The sequence below is a fragment of the Nocardia sp. NPDC004260 genome (genome assembly GCF_053603155.1).
On sequence record NZ_JBSGEZ010000027.1, the window covers coordinates 25,897 to 40,639 of the forward strand.

Genomic DNA, 14,743 nt, shown 5'->3' on the forward strand with positions numbered 1-14,743 from the left:
GCTCACGCACCCTTGCTCGCGGCGGCCGGGGTGTAGACGGCGGTGAACAGCCGCGCCCGCGAGTACTCGGGATCGGGTCCGGTGTAGGTGACCGACAGGGTCGCACCGATCTCGAAGTCCTCGCTGCCCGCGTTCTCCAGTGCCAGCCCGATGGCCTGTTCCATGCGCCAGGACACGTACAGGTTGCGCGGTCCGGCGCCGGTGTCGAGGGTGACGACGGTCTGCATGACCGGCTGGCCGTCCTCGTCGAGTTCGACCTCACCGGGCGCGCCGCCGAACTTCAGCTTGGGTTCCTCGACGGCGGCGATGATGCGGCCGTAGACGGTGGTGCCGGGCTTGCTGGTCTTGGTGAACGCCGACGCGGGGCGGGCGGCACGGCGGAAACGCTGTCCGAAGGTGTTGGTGCTCATGATGGATGGGGTCCTTCCTGTTGTGGTGTTCAGCGGGCGCGGGTCCGGTCGGGCCGGCCGCGGCTGGTCGTGGGGTGCAGGTCGTGGATGCTGCGCGGGGATCGGGGCCGGTCGAGGTAGGCGACCGGTTCCAGTTCGTCGAGGTCGTGTCCGGCGTCGAGGTGGTCGCAGAGGTCCTTGCCGTCGCGGGCCTGTAACACCCGGACTTCGCCGACGCGGTCGGCGAGGGATTCGGCGACCTGGGCGGCGTGGCGGTAGCCGGGCCGGTCGCGGTCGGCGACCACGATCACCCGGCCAGCGCCACGCAGCCAGCGCGCGTGGTCGTCGGTCCACTTCCCCGCGCCCATCGCGTTGCACGTCGCGAGCTGCCCGGCCTGGCGGGCTCGCTGCACGTCCTTCTCGCCCTCGCACACGTACAGCTCACGGCCGGTGTCGAGCGCTTCGCGCACGTCGGCGAGCTGCCACGGCAGCGGAGCGAAACCGGTGTTGACCCACTCGGTTCCGGTCCAGCGCCGTTGGTAGAAGCTCTTGGCGTGCCCGTGCTCGTGCGGGGTGTGCAGCCGCACCACCGCGCCCTCGACACGACCACCCGGCCACCGGTAGACGTAGGTGTCCACCGCTTCGGGCTCCCCGATCTGCGCACCCAGATCCCGCTTGGCGGGCAGCGGGAACCGAGCCGCCAGAATGGCTTTCTCGACCGGCGAGGCGACGGTCACCGGGCGGGCGGGCCGCCCGGTGACCGTGTGCGGGCGACGAGCAGAACCCTGCTGGTTGGTGCGCTCGGGCAGCCGGTCCCACAGGTCGCGCACCCGCAACCCGATGCGGTCGAGCACGTCCTGGTCGTCGCAGCGGGCCCAGCAGCGCACCATCGTCTTGCCCTGCCGCGGGTCATACCGCACACCCAGGCTGGGGTTGTGGTGGTGGCCGTCGCCCTCGTGCACCGGGCACAGGTAGTTCGTCCACTGCTGCGGCTCCCGCGGCCACTTGGCCGGACCCACCCGGCGAATCAACGCCGCAGTGACCACCTCGTACGAACGGCCCTGCGGCGATGTCGGTTCGGTCATCGTTCGTCACCGCCCCCGCTCGATCTCGGGCCGCTGAGCGGCGGCGAGGATGCGGGCCTGCTCGATACTGCGCCGCTGCACCCCATCCAACGAATCGGCGCCCGGCGAAGACAGCATCCGCCGCACGGCACTCGGCGAGCGCGACCACAAGTCGTGCACGTCCTTCAGGTACTTCCACTCCCCCGGATGCGGCCCGTTGCGCCACCCCTGATCGATAACTTCTTGCTGGGCGTAGAGGCTGTAGATTTCCACCTCGCAGGCGCCCGGCCGGTCCCGCAGCCGCGACAGCCGCGCGACTTCGGCGAACGCTTCGCGCATCGCTTCCTCGTGCTCGCGTTCCATGTCAACGGCTCCGCTCGATACCGTTGCGACCGTTGCTATTCCGCTCCGGACCGGGCCAAGACTGCGTGTCCGGCCCAGCCTGCTCGCGGCCGGTCCCGGTGAGGTCACGCAGGTAGCTGGCCCGCTTGCCCACCGGGCCGGTGTCGCCGGATTGCCGCCCCGCCTCCGCGGTCGGCGCCGCGCCGTTGCCGGTGCTGCGCTGGCGGTTGCCGTAGCGCTCGTGTTCGGGCGTGGACTGCACGAGTTTGCGTACCGCTTCGTCGCGTTCCTGCTTGAACTGGTCACGCTCCGCGGCCAACTGCTCGACACCCGGCCGGTCCCGCAACTCGCCGATCTCGGCAGCCAGGCGCAGATTGCGGTTCTTCAACGCCTCGATGTGCCCTTCAGCAGTATCGAGTTTGCGGCGGATCTCGTCGCGGTCGGCGGTGACCGAATCCAGGCCGCGTTGCAGCAGCCGGACCCGGTTTTCCAGCCTGTCCCGGTCGGCGGCCATGTCGTTCAACTGGCGCTCCACCTGCTCCAGCCGGTCAACACCGGCGGTTTCGGGTGGGCGTTCGCGGTCAGTGTTCTCCCGCTGCCAGGCGGGCTGCTCGGCCTGCTCGCGGTGAACCTTCCCGGACAACGTCCGCTTCCGCAACACGGCCTCCCGTGCGGCGAGCTGGTCGGCGACGGTCTCGGGACGGCCGGAGTCGACATACTGCTTTGCGGCGTTGAGGGTGTCGCTGGTCTCGACCGCCAGGGTGGTGCCGTCCGACCACGACGTGCCGCTGATGTTGCGCTGCAACCAGCTGGTGGCGCTGTGCTCGGTGGCAAACGAGCGGGATTCGGTCAGCTTCCCGCCGTCCGGGTCGGTCCACGTCATTTCCGCGGTGTAGCGGTGACGGTGGTCCTGGGCCGCGTCGATACGCGCCAGCAGCGACTCCTCGGCGTTGGCGCGGCGCGCGGCGTCCAGGCTTTGCTGCCAGCCCTGCTCACGCTCCACCTCGGCACGCTGGCGGGCATTGACCGTCTCACGAGCGACGTGGGCGCGGTAGCGCAGCGCGTCGATACCACGGACCTTGTGCGCTTTGGCGAAGAGGTTGCCGACCTTGAAATGCGGGAAGATCGTCGCCGAATCTAACCCGTCGAGGGCTATGCCCTGCTCGGTGCGGGTCAGGTGCTCGTTGCCGATGAAGCCGCGGGCCAGGCGGTTGCGGTGCTCAGCCAGCGCGTGAGCGTCGCGGGCGCGCCGCTCATGGTCCACGCGCGGGTCGTTCGCGCGGGCGGCGACCGCTTGCACGTGTACGCGGTAGCGGTCGATCGCCTGGCTGGTCCAGGTCAGCTGATGCTTGCGCATCACCTCGGCCTCGCGGCGCTGCTGGCGCAGCGTCCGGCTGATCTCCTTGCGGATCTTGCGACGCTCCAGGAAGTTGCGGGCCTGGGCGTGCAGCCGGGTCAGTTCCGGCAGCGATCGCGCGAACTTGCGGGCCTCGGCGATCATCTCGTCCTCAGGGCTACGGTCGGTCATTGCGGTGATTCCTCTCAGTCGTGGGTGTTTTCGGTGGTCATCGGGTTCGCTCGACGCGGTTGCGTCGGCGGTCGAGTTCGTCGGCGGCGGCGTCGGTGAGCTTGAGGCGGGTCGCGTACCGGCCGCGGGCGCGGGTCAGCCAGATGTCGGCGGCGTCCAACTTCTCGTCGGCCATCGCCAGCGCGGTTTCCGCGCGGAAGGTGGCTTCGACGGGGTCGAGCGGGTCACCCAGGTTGTCGACCGCCAACGCGTCGGGGTGCCGACGCAGGGCGGCGTACTCGCGCCGGATATCGCTGATCTCGCGACGCAGCTGGAACAGCCGGTCGTCGACGTTGTGCAGGCGCTCGTACAGATCGGCTGGCGCGGTGCGGATCGGGTCATCGGGGGTTCGGCTGGTGCTCAACGGTTTTCCTTTCTTGTGGTTGGTTACTGGGCCGGGGTGGTGCGGTTGGTCTCGTGCTTGGTGCGGGCGCGGTCGATGCGTTCGACCAGGGCGCGCAGCAGCCCGGCGATGGCGGTCGCGACGGCGGCGACGGCGTGGCTGATACCGGCGGTGACGGTGCTGATGGCCTGCGGCAGGGGCGGGCGGTGGGCGGCGTTCCACCACAGGTAGGCCACCCACGCGCCGCCGTAGACGGCCAGCGGACCGACCACCAGCGGCCCCTCGCCCCACCCGGCGGTTACGGCCGCACCGACCACAACGGCGGAAGCCGCCGCGGTGCGCCGCGCAGTCTGCGCCCGTGACCGCGCCGGGACCGGCGCCACCGCGGCAGTGGCCTGCTCAGTGGGTTCGTCGTCGAGGTCGGGCACGACGGTCAGCGCGGCCCGGCGCACCGGCCCGGTGTCGGCGGCGGGCCGTTCGGTCTGTGCAGGTGTCGTGGTCGGGACGGTGTCGAGGTCGGCGATACCGGCCAACCAGTCCTCGACTTCGTCGGCGAACAGTTCACCCGCGATCGCGGGATCAGTCGGCGCCGCAGCGGGGTCGGGCCGCCGCTGGTCGTCGTCGTTGTCGTCGTGGGGTCGGATGATGCGCATGGGTTGCCTTTCAGTCGGTTCGGATCGATGGGGTTCAGGCGGGGACAGTGATGTGGGAGTGGAGTTGGCGGCCGATGTGGGCGGTGTAGGCGGGTGGGATCGCCTGGCACAGCTCGTCGCCGGTCATCCAGTCGATGCCCAGCGCTTGGGGGCCGACGTAACGGCCGACGTCACCGGTCACCGAGACGTGCCAGCCTTCGGCCCAGCGCTGGCGCCGCTGCCGGGTCGCGGTGCGGATGACGTGGCGGGATGCTCCGGCGGGACCAGCGGCACACTGGACTCGAACCGGCGGTGCCGGTAGGTCCGCAGCCCGAACATGCCGCCGCACAGCACGATCGAGCGCTTCTTGTCCAGCGGGGCGGCCATCACGTTCTCGATGACGAATGGCCTCCCCACCTCGGTGAGGGCGGCTCGGGCGGCGGCCACGAGGTCGGGGTAGGTCTTGCCCGGACGCCGTGCGTGCAGTGGCGTGTATTTCTAGCAGGGCGGGCTGGCGGCGATGGCGTCGAAACTGTGCCCGTACCGGCGCACGAACTCCAGCGCGTCGCCCTGGTGGAACTCGAACGGGTATCGCGGCTGCGGTTCGATATCCACGCCCACCACGTCGAATCCCGCGCGGTGGTAGCCCATGCTCGCCCCTCCGGCCTTGCAGAACAGATCGAGCAGCTTCGGGCGTCTCCGCGCGGTCACGCCGCACCACCTGCGGCCGCGGCGGTGGTGGTGACGGTTTCGGTCTCGGTCTCGGCAGCAGTGGTGCCGGGCAGGGGGCGCACGGTGGCGGGGTCGACGGGCACGACATACCCGAACTGGGCGCGTCCGGCCTTGGCGTAGACGAACTGGCCGGTGTCGAACTGGCGGACGCGGTCGGGGTCGACCAGCCACTTCTCACCGACCGACACCTGTCCTTCGTCGCCGGTGCGCTGGCCCTTGATCAGGTGCCGCGACGGCAGCATGTGCCGGACCGACCCGAAGTGCTTGCACAGCTCTCCGGCGTTCTCGACGTAGCCCAGCAGCACCCCACCCGCGCAGGACTTCAAGATCCGGTCGAGCGCCCACTGATCCCCGGCGACACCCTCGGGGCTCTGGGCGGCGAACAGCACGCTCACGCCTTGGGAGCGGCCCCGCTCGCACACCTCTTCCAGCCCGATCGAGCCCTGACCGGTGGTGAGCGCGCTCAGCTCGTCGATGATCAGGGTGACGCTGCGACGCTGGTCCTTGGCGGTGCGGGCAGCGCGCTGCATCAGCATCCGCAGGATGGCGGCGACCTGGGCGCGGGCGGCGTCCTTGTCCAGGCCCGGCACGGTCACATACAGCACGTCGAGGTCGTCGAGGTCGACACCGCCGTCGAACACCATCCGCCCGTCCTCACCCTGGAGGCTGTCGAACAGGTTGGATGCCTTGATCAGCATGTCGGCGAGCTGGTCGACCTTCTCCGACTGGAGGGCTTCGACCATCCGCTTCACGTCCGGGGCGTTGCCCCACAGATCCAGCAGCGTCTCGGGAGTCAAGCGCTGCAGGAACTCCCGGCTCGACCGGGGCGGCCCGCCCGGGGCATCGACGACGAGGGAGACGATGCGGCGGCGCAGCTCGTCGAAGTGCTGGCCTTCCGACGTCGACGCCTGTCCGGCGTTGAGCATGTCGCCGAGCACGGCGCGCTGGTCGCGGGCGCGCATCGCCCACACATTCAGGCGGGCGCCGTGGGGAACCTCGGCGATGCGGTCGGCGGCGATACCGCGGCGCTGGGCGATCTCGCGCAACTCGTGGCCCAAGACCTTGTCGTCGTTGCCGCCCTTGCAGGACACGACCACCAGCAGCGGGCGTGGGTGCTTGCCCCGCATGCCCGGCACGTCCTTCCACCGCTGCCAGGCGTTCCACTCGTATTCGAGCATCCCGACCGCGTAACGCTTGAGCAGCTCCGTCTTGCCCGAACCGGTCGTGCCGAACGCGGCCATCTGGCGGCGCGCTTCCTTGTGCGGCACCACCATCCACGCCTGATGCCGCGCGGTCAGCTCCGACCACACACCGAGAGGATGCGCCGAGCGCCGATCCGCCAGCGGCCCCAGCACGATCCCGTCCGTTGTGGTGAACGGGGCACCGACCGACCGCGCCGCGCGGGCGGCTCCGGCGAACTGGCGTGCGGCCAGCGCCGCCTGCACCCGCTCGGTGCGGCCCAGGTTCTTCAACCCAACCGTGTTGGTCTTATGCACGAACGACGCCCACCAGTACGTCGCCGCCAGCGCGGCCACCGGGGCACCGAGCACGACCATCGTGCGCAGCCCGCCCAGGTCGCCGTCGGCGACCCGCGCCGCGCCCGACCACAACAGGGAGGCGGGGGTGATCCAGGATCCGCCGGCCATCGCCGACGCCGCGGGCAGCAGCAGAGAGCCGATCGCGAAGTTGCGCAACCGGTGCGGCGCCAACGGCCAGCGCGCCGCGACGGCCACGATCATGACCAGCATCGCCACGATCACGACACCGCACACCGTCGCTGTCGAGGCCGCGTCACCGACCGCGGACAAGTCCAGCGTCGGCAGATCCCAGCCTTCGACGTGGCGAACCGGCGGCGCCTGCGGCACCAGCGGGCCGCTACCCGCGCCCGGCTGCACTAGCGGGGCGGTCTGCTCCGGCGATGCGGGTACCTGCGAGGCACCGAAGGGGCCGCAATCGTGGGGGGTGAGAATCGGCTGGCAGTTCGGATTGCTCATGATGCTTCCTACTGGGAGAGATGAATGAGGTTGCGGCGCCGACGATTCGGGCTCGCCGCCTTGCTGGCCTCGCGCAATTGCGCGTACTTCTCGAGCCACGCGGCCCATTCCGCGTCGAAATCGCTGACCACCAGATGCAGTTCCAGCCGTCCGAACTCGTGGTCTGGCAGTCGATCCGAAGCGGCGTTGACGTTGTCGCGGACCGCTCGGGACCGGCACAGGTAGAGCACGCCGACCATCGGTTCGACGTCGCTGTCACGGGCGGCGCGGATCGCGCCCCGCAACGCGATGTCCATGTGTTCCGGCTGCTTCTTGGACAGCTCGACCTCCAGCGCCCACCAGCCGTGGACACCCTCCCGAGCACCAAGGAACCGGCCGTCGTGGATGTGGGTGCGCCCCAGTTGCGGCTCGCGGCCGGTCGACACCGGCACCGGGGTCTTCGACCGCGGTCCGCCCTCGGCGGACTGCACACGGTGGCGCAGCACCCGCTCTGACACCCACAGCTGCGGATCGGAACCGACCAGCATCACCCGTGCCTGCGCCACTGCCCGGTAGTGCTCGGCCAATGCCAACCGCGGACGCCAATCACTGGGCCGCCAACCCAAGAAGCGGGCCGCGGTCACGCGGGTGGGCACCACCCATTTCTCACCCGCCTGAACCTCTTCCGGCTCGTACACGTCGCCGTCGCGGACGAGGTCGGCGACCAGCGCGTACACGTGGTTGCGCTCCATCCCCAGGAACCAGCCCAAGGTGTCCCGCTGCATCCCGTTCATCTCCGACAACGCCGCCAACACCGATGTCTTCCGCGCTGTCGACCGCTGCGGCCGGTCGGGGATGAGAGCCTGAACGGTGGTGCGAGGCAGCCCAACTCGACGCCCGATCTCGGCCTGGCTGAGCCCGCGACCGTGCAATCGCGTGACCTCCCCGAGCGCCACCTCCACCCGGCGGGCACGGATGCCCAGGGTGCGGGCGATCTTCTGGTAGCCCATTCCCGAGGCGCGCAACGCGGTGATGGACTCGTCGAGATCCGCACCGTGACTCTCCTTGTTGTGGTTCATCGGGTTCGCTCCCTTCCCTGCCGCGAGCCGCGGCTGTGACCGGCCCCGCGGCGGCGCTCGGCGATATCGGTGCGGGCCTGCGCGATGAACTCACGCATCTCCGTCGCATCCACCCCTCGCCGCTCCGCAGCCATCGCCGAGCGCGTCCACCGCGCCAGCTGCAATGCCTCCAGCTGCGCCTCACTCGAAACTCGTTTCGGCACCGCTGATTCCGCGTCGTACAGGTGCGCCTTCAGCGGTCCTCGCGCACCACCCCGAGCACGCAGCACCTGCGCCTCGTACTCACCACCAGGGCTCTTGCCCTCCCGGGCCAGCTGGCGGCGCGTCCGCAGATGCTGCGGCGCCAACCCCCACGGCCAGGTCGGGACACCGAACCGCTTGCCATCCGGATCGTGAAAACGGCTCATCGCGAACGCTCGATCCCGCGGGAACGCTCCCGCCGCAGACGGTCCCGATCAGCCGCGAGCTGGGCGCGGATCTTCGCCGCCAACGCCGGACCATGGCGGTAGTCGAGCAACCGGTCCCACACCGCAGTCCGCTCGGCGTGAACCTGCGCCTGATGCTCACCGACGTGCTGCGCCCTCGACATCTCGAAGTCGTTGTCGCGGTATCCCTTCGCCTCCGACACATCGCCAGCGGAGAACACCATGTCGGCCAGCACACCGTGAACGAGATCCAAGCGGGCCTTCTCGGCCTCCAGCTCCGCCCGCTCGCGGCGGCGGTCCTGTGCGCTCACCGTGCCGCCCCCTCGGGCAGCTGCGACCGCGGCACACACGACCCCGCCGGTTCCGCCGGAACCCCGGCGTCCACCGGGCGGCAGATGTTCGGCGACGGCACATAGTGCTGCTGATCGATCCACGCCGCCGTGCACCCGCCCATCCCGATGAGCAGCAACACACCGAACGCGGCCAGCCGAACCACCGGCGGCAACAGCCCCAGCGGCGCGAACACCGCACCCGTGCCGGTGAACTCCGGCCCGGCCATCGAATGCAACGGGTTGTGACCACCACGGCGGTCGAAATGCGTGACCGTGTACCCCTGAACAGGCTGGTCCTGCCGCCACGGCGCGCTCATCGCCGGACCTTCCATCGCCGCGACGTCCGCCAGAACGCGATCACGCCCAGAGACATCACCGTGAAACCGACAACCTCAGGCGCCGTCAGCACGAGGTAGCCGACCGCGATGGCGGCAACCGCCAGACCGAACGTCCGCGCCCGCATCAGCACTCACCGCCCTTGCGGTCTCGACCGCGACGGCGGCGGACCTGCGCAGACTTCAACGCGAGCCGCGTGTAATGAGCCTTCCGAGCCTGATCAGCGCGGTACGCGCGCTCCTCCGGGCTCAACAGCCCATCCGGGTCGACAATGCGGTCGAACTTGCTCGCCATCGCCGCCCGCGCCTTCGCGGTGCGCGCTGCGCGATCGGAAGTTTTCGCCCCGGACTCGTGCGCGGCGATCCGCGCCTGCAATGTCCGCTCGACCGGGGTGCTCATGCCACACCGCCGTGGATGACGGTCGCGGCGGGCCGAATCAGCGCCAGCAGCTCGTCACGCTCGACCCGCAGCAGGCGTCCGTTCACCCTGAATCCGTTGAGATCACCGGCCGCGATCCAGTTTCGAATCGTCTTCGTGTCGACGTCGACGAGCGCCGCCGCGGTCTTGAGGCTGATCAGATTCCGGGCCTCAGTAGAAGCCTTGTCCATCAATGCCCGCTCCTTCGAAAAGTGGGAAATACGTTGCAGTTCCACACTTTTCGCCGAAACTTCGGGCGTAAGCACCGCATAGGTGGACTTGTCCAGACGTCTCAGGTACCGTTGAAGAAGTCCCTAGACGTCCCTGAAATTGGAGGCGAAATGGCGAACGAACGCCTTCGCAATGCGATGCAGCAGGCTGGCCTCGACATCCCGGACGTCGCGGACAAGGTCGGCGTGGAGCCAAAGACCGTCGAACGGTGGATCACGAAGGGCCGCGTGCCCTACCCAAAGCACCGGCATGCCGTCGCCGCGCTGGTCGGAGAAACCGAGAACTACTTGTGGCCGGACGCTCTCGCGCCAGAACGGAAGGTCGAGGTTGCACAATCGGAAGTCCTGACGGTCTACCCACACCGCAGTGCAATTCCAAGTGACCTGTGGAAGCGGCTGCTGTCGAGCACGAGCGAACAACTCGACGTCCTCGTGCTCGCGGGCTTGTTCCTTGCCGAGGAGCCCGAATTCACACGAACCCTGCGCAAGAAGACACGCGACGGGCTGAAGGTTCGACTGCTGTTCGGTCGCCCGACCGCGGCGGAAGCCGACAAGCGGAGCGCCGAGGAACGCCTGGCGGCAGGCACCGTGCCCTCGCGTATCAACAACGCACTCGCACTGATCGAGCCGCTGGCCGAGATCGAGGGCGTCGAGCTTCGATACCACGACACGACGCTCTACAACTCGGTGTTCCGATTCGACAACGAGATGATCGTCAACATGCATGTCTACGGGCTGCCGGGCGCGCACGCCCCCGCGCTTCATCTGCGCCAGTTGCCCGCTGGCGACATGTTCGAGACGTATATGACCAGCTTCGAGCACGTATGGTCGAACGCGACCCCCGAAAGGTGATCGTTCATGGCCCGGATCGATTATTTCCACGACCCTGACGCACCCACGCCGAACAGCATCAAGGTCGCCGTTAGTGCATTTGTGCGCGATTCACAGGGCAGAATCCTGATGATCCACCGCACCGACAATGATCACTATTCGATCCCTGGGGGCGGGCTCGAAGCGGGCGAGACGGTCACACAGGCGCTCGTACGAGAGGTCAAAGAGGAAACCGGGATCGATGTGCAGGTGACCGACCTCATCGGAATATTCTCGAATCCGGAGCACGTCATCGCATACGACGATGGTGAAGTCCGTCAGGAGTTCTCGATCTGCTTTCGCGCCGACCCAATCGGAGGCGAACTCCGAACTAGTTCGGAGTCGAAGGAAGTCAGATGGGTTGCACCTAGCGATGTTTCGTCTCTGGACGTCCATCCATCGATCGCGCTTCGTATCGAGCGGGGCCTGACTCCTTCAGCGCGGCCGTATTACACGTGACAGACGACGAACAGCCGACTATTCACGCAACAGCTTCTCGGTACGGTCAACTGCTTCGATCAGCTCAGGCGTGGCCTCAGCCAACGACCTGGATACGACATGATCCGGGCCGTAGCGTTCGCGGACCTCGGCAATGCGACTGAGCACATCCGTCGTCTCACCGGTTGGGGTCGTCATGATATCCGCCCACCACAGCGCGTCGCGGAGTGCTGTCTGCTCATCCGGCCAGCTGATCTCGATATTGCGGTTGCGAGCCTCGACACAAGCACACGAATGGTTGGCGACGAGAGCGCACAATCGCTCCGGCGCGCCCTCACGCCGCAGGAACTCGGCGCCATCAACCGGGTGAAATCCGGTCCTACGGATCGACGGTGCGTAGCCAATGTCATGCAGCCACGCCGCAGCCAACAATAGGTCGCCGTCGTCAACCACATCGACGGCCTGCCGAGCAAGCCGAGCAACGCCTTGGACGTGCTGCCACCGCCGAGACATGCCGACGAGATTGTCCCGTGCCAGCTGCGCAGCCCACGCAACGAAGTCATCGGTCATACAGGCAACCGTATCGCCTTGCCGCATGACCTGCTGTTGCCCCCGACTGCGCCGTCCAGATGGCCCTACAGCTTGTCTCCCAGTCGCGCACGCCGATGCGCCGACTTCGCGCGACTGTCGGCCACCGCGGCACCGTATCGTGCGAGCATCTGACGCGACCGCCATCCGGCAAGCATCATGAGATCTTGCTCCTGTCCGCCGCTGTCGAGCCAGGTATGCGCGAAGAAGTGACGGAGCTGATGAGGATGCAGACGTTCGATGCCGGCCGCGTCGCATCGCCGCTCGAGCATCTGGCGGATACCGGAATCGGTCATCACTCCGCGGTAACCAAGCCAAAGAGCTGGATTGTCGTTCTTCGCGCCCGGATGCTTCGCACGCACTCGGAGGTATCTCCGCAGCGCCGTTCGGGTCTTGTCGCCGAACGGACACGACCGCGGTCGGCCGCCCTTGCCGATCACCAGCACTGTGTTCTCGTTGAAGTCGAGCGAGTCCACCTCGAGCGGCGCGAGTTCGCCGCACCGCATCCCGGTATCGGCGAACAACCGGATGATGGCGTTATCGCGGCGATCGGCGAAATCGGCACCATCGCACTCTGCGAGCAGAGCTTTCACCGCGTCCATACTCGGCACGGGCACCTGCTGGTCGGGGACCGCGGGCGGGCTCATCTTGCCGAACGGATTCGCGTCGATGATCTCTTCGGCCGCGAGGTATTTGAAGAACTGTTGCAGCGATCGGTACTGGCCGCGTGCGTACTCCGGCGACAGTGGCTCACCGGTGCGCCGATTGGGCCGCGTGAGCAGGTCTTCGATGTAGCCGCCTATGTGAGCGCGGGTGATGTCCGGCGCCGTTGTCGGCAGCTCGCGTTCCTGAAGGTAGTCGGCGAAGTACCGGATTCGGGTGAGGTAGCCGTCGATGGTCTGCTTGCTCCGGTTCTTGCGACGCAGCTCCGTCGCGAAGTCCTCCGCAAGCTCTCGGATGTCGTCTAGATCCAGCCCCATGTCCGGATTCTACCGGCAAAATACATTGCTGTCGGAGCACTGTTCTGGATCAACTCGGCTGTCGATTTCAACATTTCCGCAGATCAGAGGGCATTTGTGGGGCGGGCGGGGCTCGAACCCGCGACCAATGGATTATGAGTCCACGGCTCTAACCGACTGAGCTACCGCCCCGTGCCGCGGGGAACCGCGAGCGTTGGGGATGCTACCGGGTCCGGTGGGGTGCGGACCAGTCGGCTGGGGATGACCTAGGGTGAGTGGGTCGGAAACTTACTGGAGGGTCAGGTATGGCCGGTCTGTTCACGAAGGTGCTGAAGGCGCATCAGTGGGTGTACGAGAACAGCGGTGGGCTGGTGGGGCATCGGCTGCTGCTGGGGAATCCGACGCTGCTGCTGCGGACGGTGGGGCGCAAGTCGGGCGAGGAACGGACCTCGGCGCTGACGTACGCGCGCGACGGTGCGGACTATCTGGTGACGGCGTCCAACGGCGGATCGCCGCGGCCGCCGGGATGGCTGGCGAACGTGAAGGCCCGACCGGAGTGCGAAATCCAGGTCGGTCGGCGGAAACTGACGGTGCGGGCCCGGGCGACGCTGCCGGATGATCCCGAGTACGCGCGGCGGTGGGCGCTCGTCGACGAGGTGAACAAGGGTCGATACAGCGCCTATCAAAAGCTGACCAAGCGGCCCATCGCGGTCGTGGTGCTGACCCCGGCGTAGCAGGTCAGCCCTCGCGGTAGTCCTCGTCCCATTCGTCCTCGTAGTCCTCGGCGTCGTCATGGTCGTCCCATGGCTCGGCTTCCTTCGGCGGCCTGCTGGCGAACTGGACGACAGCTACCACGAAGCCGAGGACCACGATGACGATTGCGACGACGAGCACAGTTTCCACCCCGGCACCCTAGCGCCGTCGCGGGGGCAGCGCACTACGTCGATTGTCCAGTTCGCCGGTTTGTTCACACTGTTAACAAAGTGCGCCCGAGCGCCGCCCTCGACTCGATGGCGGCATGCGCCCGGTCGGCCTGATCGAGCGGGAAGGTCTGACCGATGACGACCTCGAGGCGGCCCGCGACGACCTCATCCTGAGCGCGCCGGGCGATCGCCTGCCAATCGATGTTCGCGCCGGTGATGTCGAACAGCCCGTAGACGCTGATGCCGCGCACCGCGGCGCTTTCCTGGTTCAGTACGGCGAATTGGCCTGCGGCGGCTCCGTATCCGAAAAAACGCCCGCCATCTGCGGCTACCGTGAGCGCAGCCTCGCCGAGCGCGCCGCCCGCCCCGTCGAATACCACGTGCGCACCCGCTCCCCCGGTCGCGGCGCGCGCCTTCTCCGCCCAGTCGGGCGCGGAGTAGTCGACCACCGCGCTCGCGCCGAGCCGCTCGGCGAGTTGCAGCTTGGCGGCGCCACGCGCGGCGGCGACGACGTGCGCGCCCGCCGCACGGGCGAGCTGGATCAGCAGTACACCGAGCCCACCGGCCGCGGCGGTGATCAGGACCCATTCCCCCGGCTGGACGGCGGCATGGTCGAACACCGCGAGCGCGGTTCGACCGTCGTGGGCCAGCGCGACCGCCTGCGTCGCGGTCAGCCCGTCCGGCAACGCGACCAGCGTATTCGCCTTGGCCAGCGCTTTCTCGGCATATCCGCCGATCGGCAGGCCCCCGCCGATGCCGCTGGCCGCGGTGGGCGTCGACACCCGCGTGCCGATCCAGGACGGATCGACGCCGGAACCGACCGACGCCACCACCCCGGCGACCGCGCCGCCGGGCACATAGGGCAGCTCGATCGCGAAGAAGTCGGTTCCCCAATCGCTACGCAACTTGGTGTCCAGGAACATCACATCAGCGGCGGCCACGTCGACGACCACCTCCCCCGGTCCGGCCACCGGATCCGGTAGCTCGCGCACCACGAGCACTTCCGGTCCACCGAACTCACCGGCTTGCACAGCCCGCATGTCACACACCCTTCGTCGTTCCTTGCCGTCTTCGGACGAAGATCAGCATGGAACCTGAAGTCAT

Annotated in this window: 24 protein-coding genes and 1 tRNA gene; 3 read left to right on the forward strand and 22 right to left on the reverse strand. The window is 68.1% G+C overall.

Going from position 1 to position 14,743, the window contains the following annotated elements; all coding sequences use genetic code 11:
- Positions 1–2: 2 nt before the first annotated feature.
- From ACWEO7_RS17515 to ACWEO7_RS17595, 17 genes are read right to left on the reverse strand one after another with little or no spacing between them, the layout of a single operon-like run.
- Positions 3–410, reverse strand: a complete 408-nt coding sequence (locus ACWEO7_RS17515) for a hypothetical protein (protein WP_452424450.1) — start codon at positions 408–410, stop codon at positions 3–5.
- Between the two features lie 29 nt (positions 411–439).
- Positions 440–1,474 carry a toprim domain-containing protein gene (locus tag ACWEO7_RS17520; protein ID WP_452424452.1) on the reverse strand — a complete coding sequence of 345 codons (1,035 nt, stop codon included), beginning with the start codon at positions 1,472–1,474 and terminating at the stop codon, positions 440–442.
- 6 nt (positions 1,475–1,480) lie between these two features.
- Positions 1,481–1,816 (reverse strand): hypothetical protein, encoded by a 336-nt coding sequence (locus ACWEO7_RS17525; protein ID WP_452424454.1) that lies wholly within the window; start codon positions 1,814–1,816, stop codon positions 1,481–1,483.
- 1 nt (position 1,817) lies between these two features.
- Positions 1,818–3,323 (reverse strand): hypothetical protein, encoded by a 1,506-nt coding sequence (locus tag ACWEO7_RS17530; protein ID WP_452424455.1) that lies wholly within the window; start codon positions 3,321–3,323, stop codon positions 1,818–1,820.
- A gap of 37 nt (positions 3,324–3,360) precedes the next feature.
- Positions 3,361–3,726, reverse strand: coding sequence for a hypothetical protein (locus tag ACWEO7_RS17535; RefSeq protein ID WP_452424457.1), 366 nt, complete (start codon positions 3,724–3,726; stop codon positions 3,361–3,363).
- A 23-nt stretch (positions 3,727–3,749) separates the two neighbouring features.
- Entirely contained in the window at positions 3,750–4,358 is a 609-nt protein-coding gene (locus ACWEO7_RS17540) for a hypothetical protein (protein WP_452424459.1), read from the reverse strand.
- A 34-nt stretch (positions 4,359–4,392) separates the two neighbouring features.
- A complete protein-coding gene (locus tag ACWEO7_RS17545) occupies positions 4,393–4,539 on the reverse strand; it encodes a hypothetical protein (RefSeq protein ID WP_452424460.1) in 147 nt (48 codons plus the stop codon).
- Entirely contained in the window at positions 4,536–4,784 is a 249-nt protein-coding gene (locus ACWEO7_RS17550; RefSeq protein WP_452424461.1) for a hypothetical protein, read from the reverse strand. The genes ACWEO7_RS17545 and ACWEO7_RS17550 overlap by 4 nt, the downstream gene beginning before the upstream one ends.
- 51 nt (positions 4,785–4,835) lie before the next feature.
- Complete coding sequence (locus ACWEO7_RS17555; protein ID WP_452424463.1) at positions 4,836–5,048, reverse strand: hypothetical protein; 213 nt, start codon at positions 5,046–5,048, stop codon at positions 4,836–4,838.
- Positions 5,045–7,063, reverse strand: coding sequence for a hypothetical protein (locus tag ACWEO7_RS17560; RefSeq protein WP_452424464.1), 2,019 nt, complete (start codon positions 7,061–7,063; stop codon positions 5,045–5,047). Before ACWEO7_RS17560 ends, ACWEO7_RS17555 begins: the two co-directional genes overlap by 4 nt.
- 8 nt (positions 7,064–7,071) lie before the next feature.
- Complete coding sequence (locus ACWEO7_RS17565) at positions 7,072–8,121, reverse strand: hypothetical protein (RefSeq protein ID WP_452424466.1); 1,050 nt, start codon at positions 8,119–8,121, stop codon at positions 7,072–7,074.
- Positions 8,118–8,528 (reverse strand): hypothetical protein, encoded by a 411-nt coding sequence (locus tag ACWEO7_RS17570; protein ID WP_452424468.1) that lies wholly within the window; start codon positions 8,526–8,528, stop codon positions 8,118–8,120. The genes ACWEO7_RS17565 and ACWEO7_RS17570 overlap by 4 nt, the downstream gene beginning before the upstream one ends.
- Positions 8,525–8,857 carry a hypothetical protein gene (locus tag ACWEO7_RS17575; RefSeq protein ID WP_452424469.1) on the reverse strand — a complete coding sequence of 111 codons (333 nt, stop codon included), beginning with the start codon at positions 8,855–8,857 and terminating at the stop codon, positions 8,525–8,527. The genes ACWEO7_RS17570 and ACWEO7_RS17575 overlap by 4 nt, the downstream gene beginning before the upstream one ends.
- Positions 8,854–9,195, reverse strand: coding sequence for a hypothetical protein (locus ACWEO7_RS17580; RefSeq protein ID WP_397280528.1), 342 nt, complete (start codon positions 9,193–9,195; stop codon positions 8,854–8,856). Before ACWEO7_RS17580 ends, ACWEO7_RS17575 begins: the two co-directional genes overlap by 4 nt.
- Positions 9,192–9,347 (reverse strand): hypothetical protein, encoded by a 156-nt coding sequence (locus tag ACWEO7_RS17585; RefSeq protein WP_397280525.1) that lies wholly within the window; start codon positions 9,345–9,347, stop codon positions 9,192–9,194. Before ACWEO7_RS17585 ends, ACWEO7_RS17580 begins: the two co-directional genes overlap by 4 nt.
- On the reverse strand, positions 9,341–9,613 hold the full coding sequence (locus ACWEO7_RS17590; protein ID WP_452424472.1) for a hypothetical protein: 273 nt from the start codon (positions 9,611–9,613) through the stop codon (positions 9,341–9,343). Before ACWEO7_RS17590 ends, ACWEO7_RS17585 begins: the two co-directional genes overlap by 7 nt.
- On the reverse strand, positions 9,610–9,822 hold the full coding sequence (locus tag ACWEO7_RS17595) for a helix-turn-helix domain-containing protein (protein ID WP_452424473.1): 213 nt from the start codon (positions 9,820–9,822) through the stop codon (positions 9,610–9,612). Before ACWEO7_RS17595 ends, ACWEO7_RS17590 begins: the two co-directional genes overlap by 4 nt.
- 150 nt (positions 9,823–9,972) lie before the next feature.
- Between ACWEO7_RS17595 and ACWEO7_RS17600 the strand changes: the two genes are divergently transcribed.
- Together ACWEO7_RS17600 and ACWEO7_RS17605 are read left to right on the forward strand one after the other, a co-directional pair.
- Complete coding sequence (locus ACWEO7_RS17600; RefSeq protein ID WP_063049160.1) at positions 9,973–10,713, forward strand: helix-turn-helix domain-containing protein; 741 nt, start codon at positions 9,973–9,975, stop codon at positions 10,711–10,713.
- 6 nt (positions 10,714–10,719) lie between these two features.
- Positions 10,720–11,190 carry an NUDIX hydrolase gene (locus ACWEO7_RS17605; protein ID WP_452424475.1) on the forward strand — a complete coding sequence of 157 codons (471 nt, stop codon included), beginning with the start codon at positions 10,720–10,722 and terminating at the stop codon, positions 11,188–11,190.
- An 18-nt stretch (positions 11,191–11,208) separates the two neighbouring features.
- Here the strand turns inward: ACWEO7_RS17605 and ACWEO7_RS17610 are convergent, their stop codons facing one another.
- The 3 genes from ACWEO7_RS17610 to ACWEO7_RS17620 all read right to left on the reverse strand — a co-directional run bounded on the left by ACWEO7_RS17610 (position 11,209) and on the right by ACWEO7_RS17620 (position 12,908).
- Complete coding sequence (locus ACWEO7_RS17610; protein ID WP_452424477.1) at positions 11,209–11,739, reverse strand: HD domain-containing protein; 531 nt, start codon at positions 11,737–11,739, stop codon at positions 11,209–11,211.
- A 65-nt stretch (positions 11,740–11,804) separates the two neighbouring features.
- On the reverse strand, positions 11,805–12,737 hold the full coding sequence (locus ACWEO7_RS17615; RefSeq protein ID WP_452424479.1) for a tyrosine-type recombinase/integrase: 933 nt from the start codon (positions 12,735–12,737) through the stop codon (positions 11,805–11,807).
- Between the two features lie 97 nt (positions 12,738–12,834).
- Positions 12,835–12,908 (reverse strand) — tRNA-Ile (locus ACWEO7_RS17620).
- Between the two features lie 113 nt (positions 12,909–13,021).
- Here ACWEO7_RS17620 and ACWEO7_RS17625 point away from each other — a divergent pair.
- Positions 13,022–13,450 carry a nitroreductase/quinone reductase family protein gene (locus ACWEO7_RS17625; protein WP_452424480.1) on the forward strand — a complete coding sequence of 143 codons (429 nt, stop codon included), beginning with the start codon at positions 13,022–13,024 and terminating at the stop codon, positions 13,448–13,450.
- A 4-nt stretch (positions 13,451–13,454) separates the two neighbouring features.
- Here the strand turns inward: ACWEO7_RS17625 and ACWEO7_RS17630 are convergent, their stop codons facing one another.
- On the reverse strand, positions 13,455–13,619 hold the full coding sequence (locus ACWEO7_RS17630; RefSeq protein WP_452424482.1) for a hypothetical protein: 165 nt from the start codon (positions 13,617–13,619) through the stop codon (positions 13,455–13,457).
- A gap of 64 nt (positions 13,620–13,683) precedes the next feature.
- The gene (locus ACWEO7_RS17635; protein ID WP_452424484.1) at positions 13,684–14,679 is read right to left on the reverse strand and encodes a zinc-binding dehydrogenase; all 996 of its coding nucleotides are present in this window, start codon (positions 14,677–14,679) and stop codon (positions 13,684–13,686) included.
- Positions 14,680–14,743: the final 64 nt, after the last annotated feature.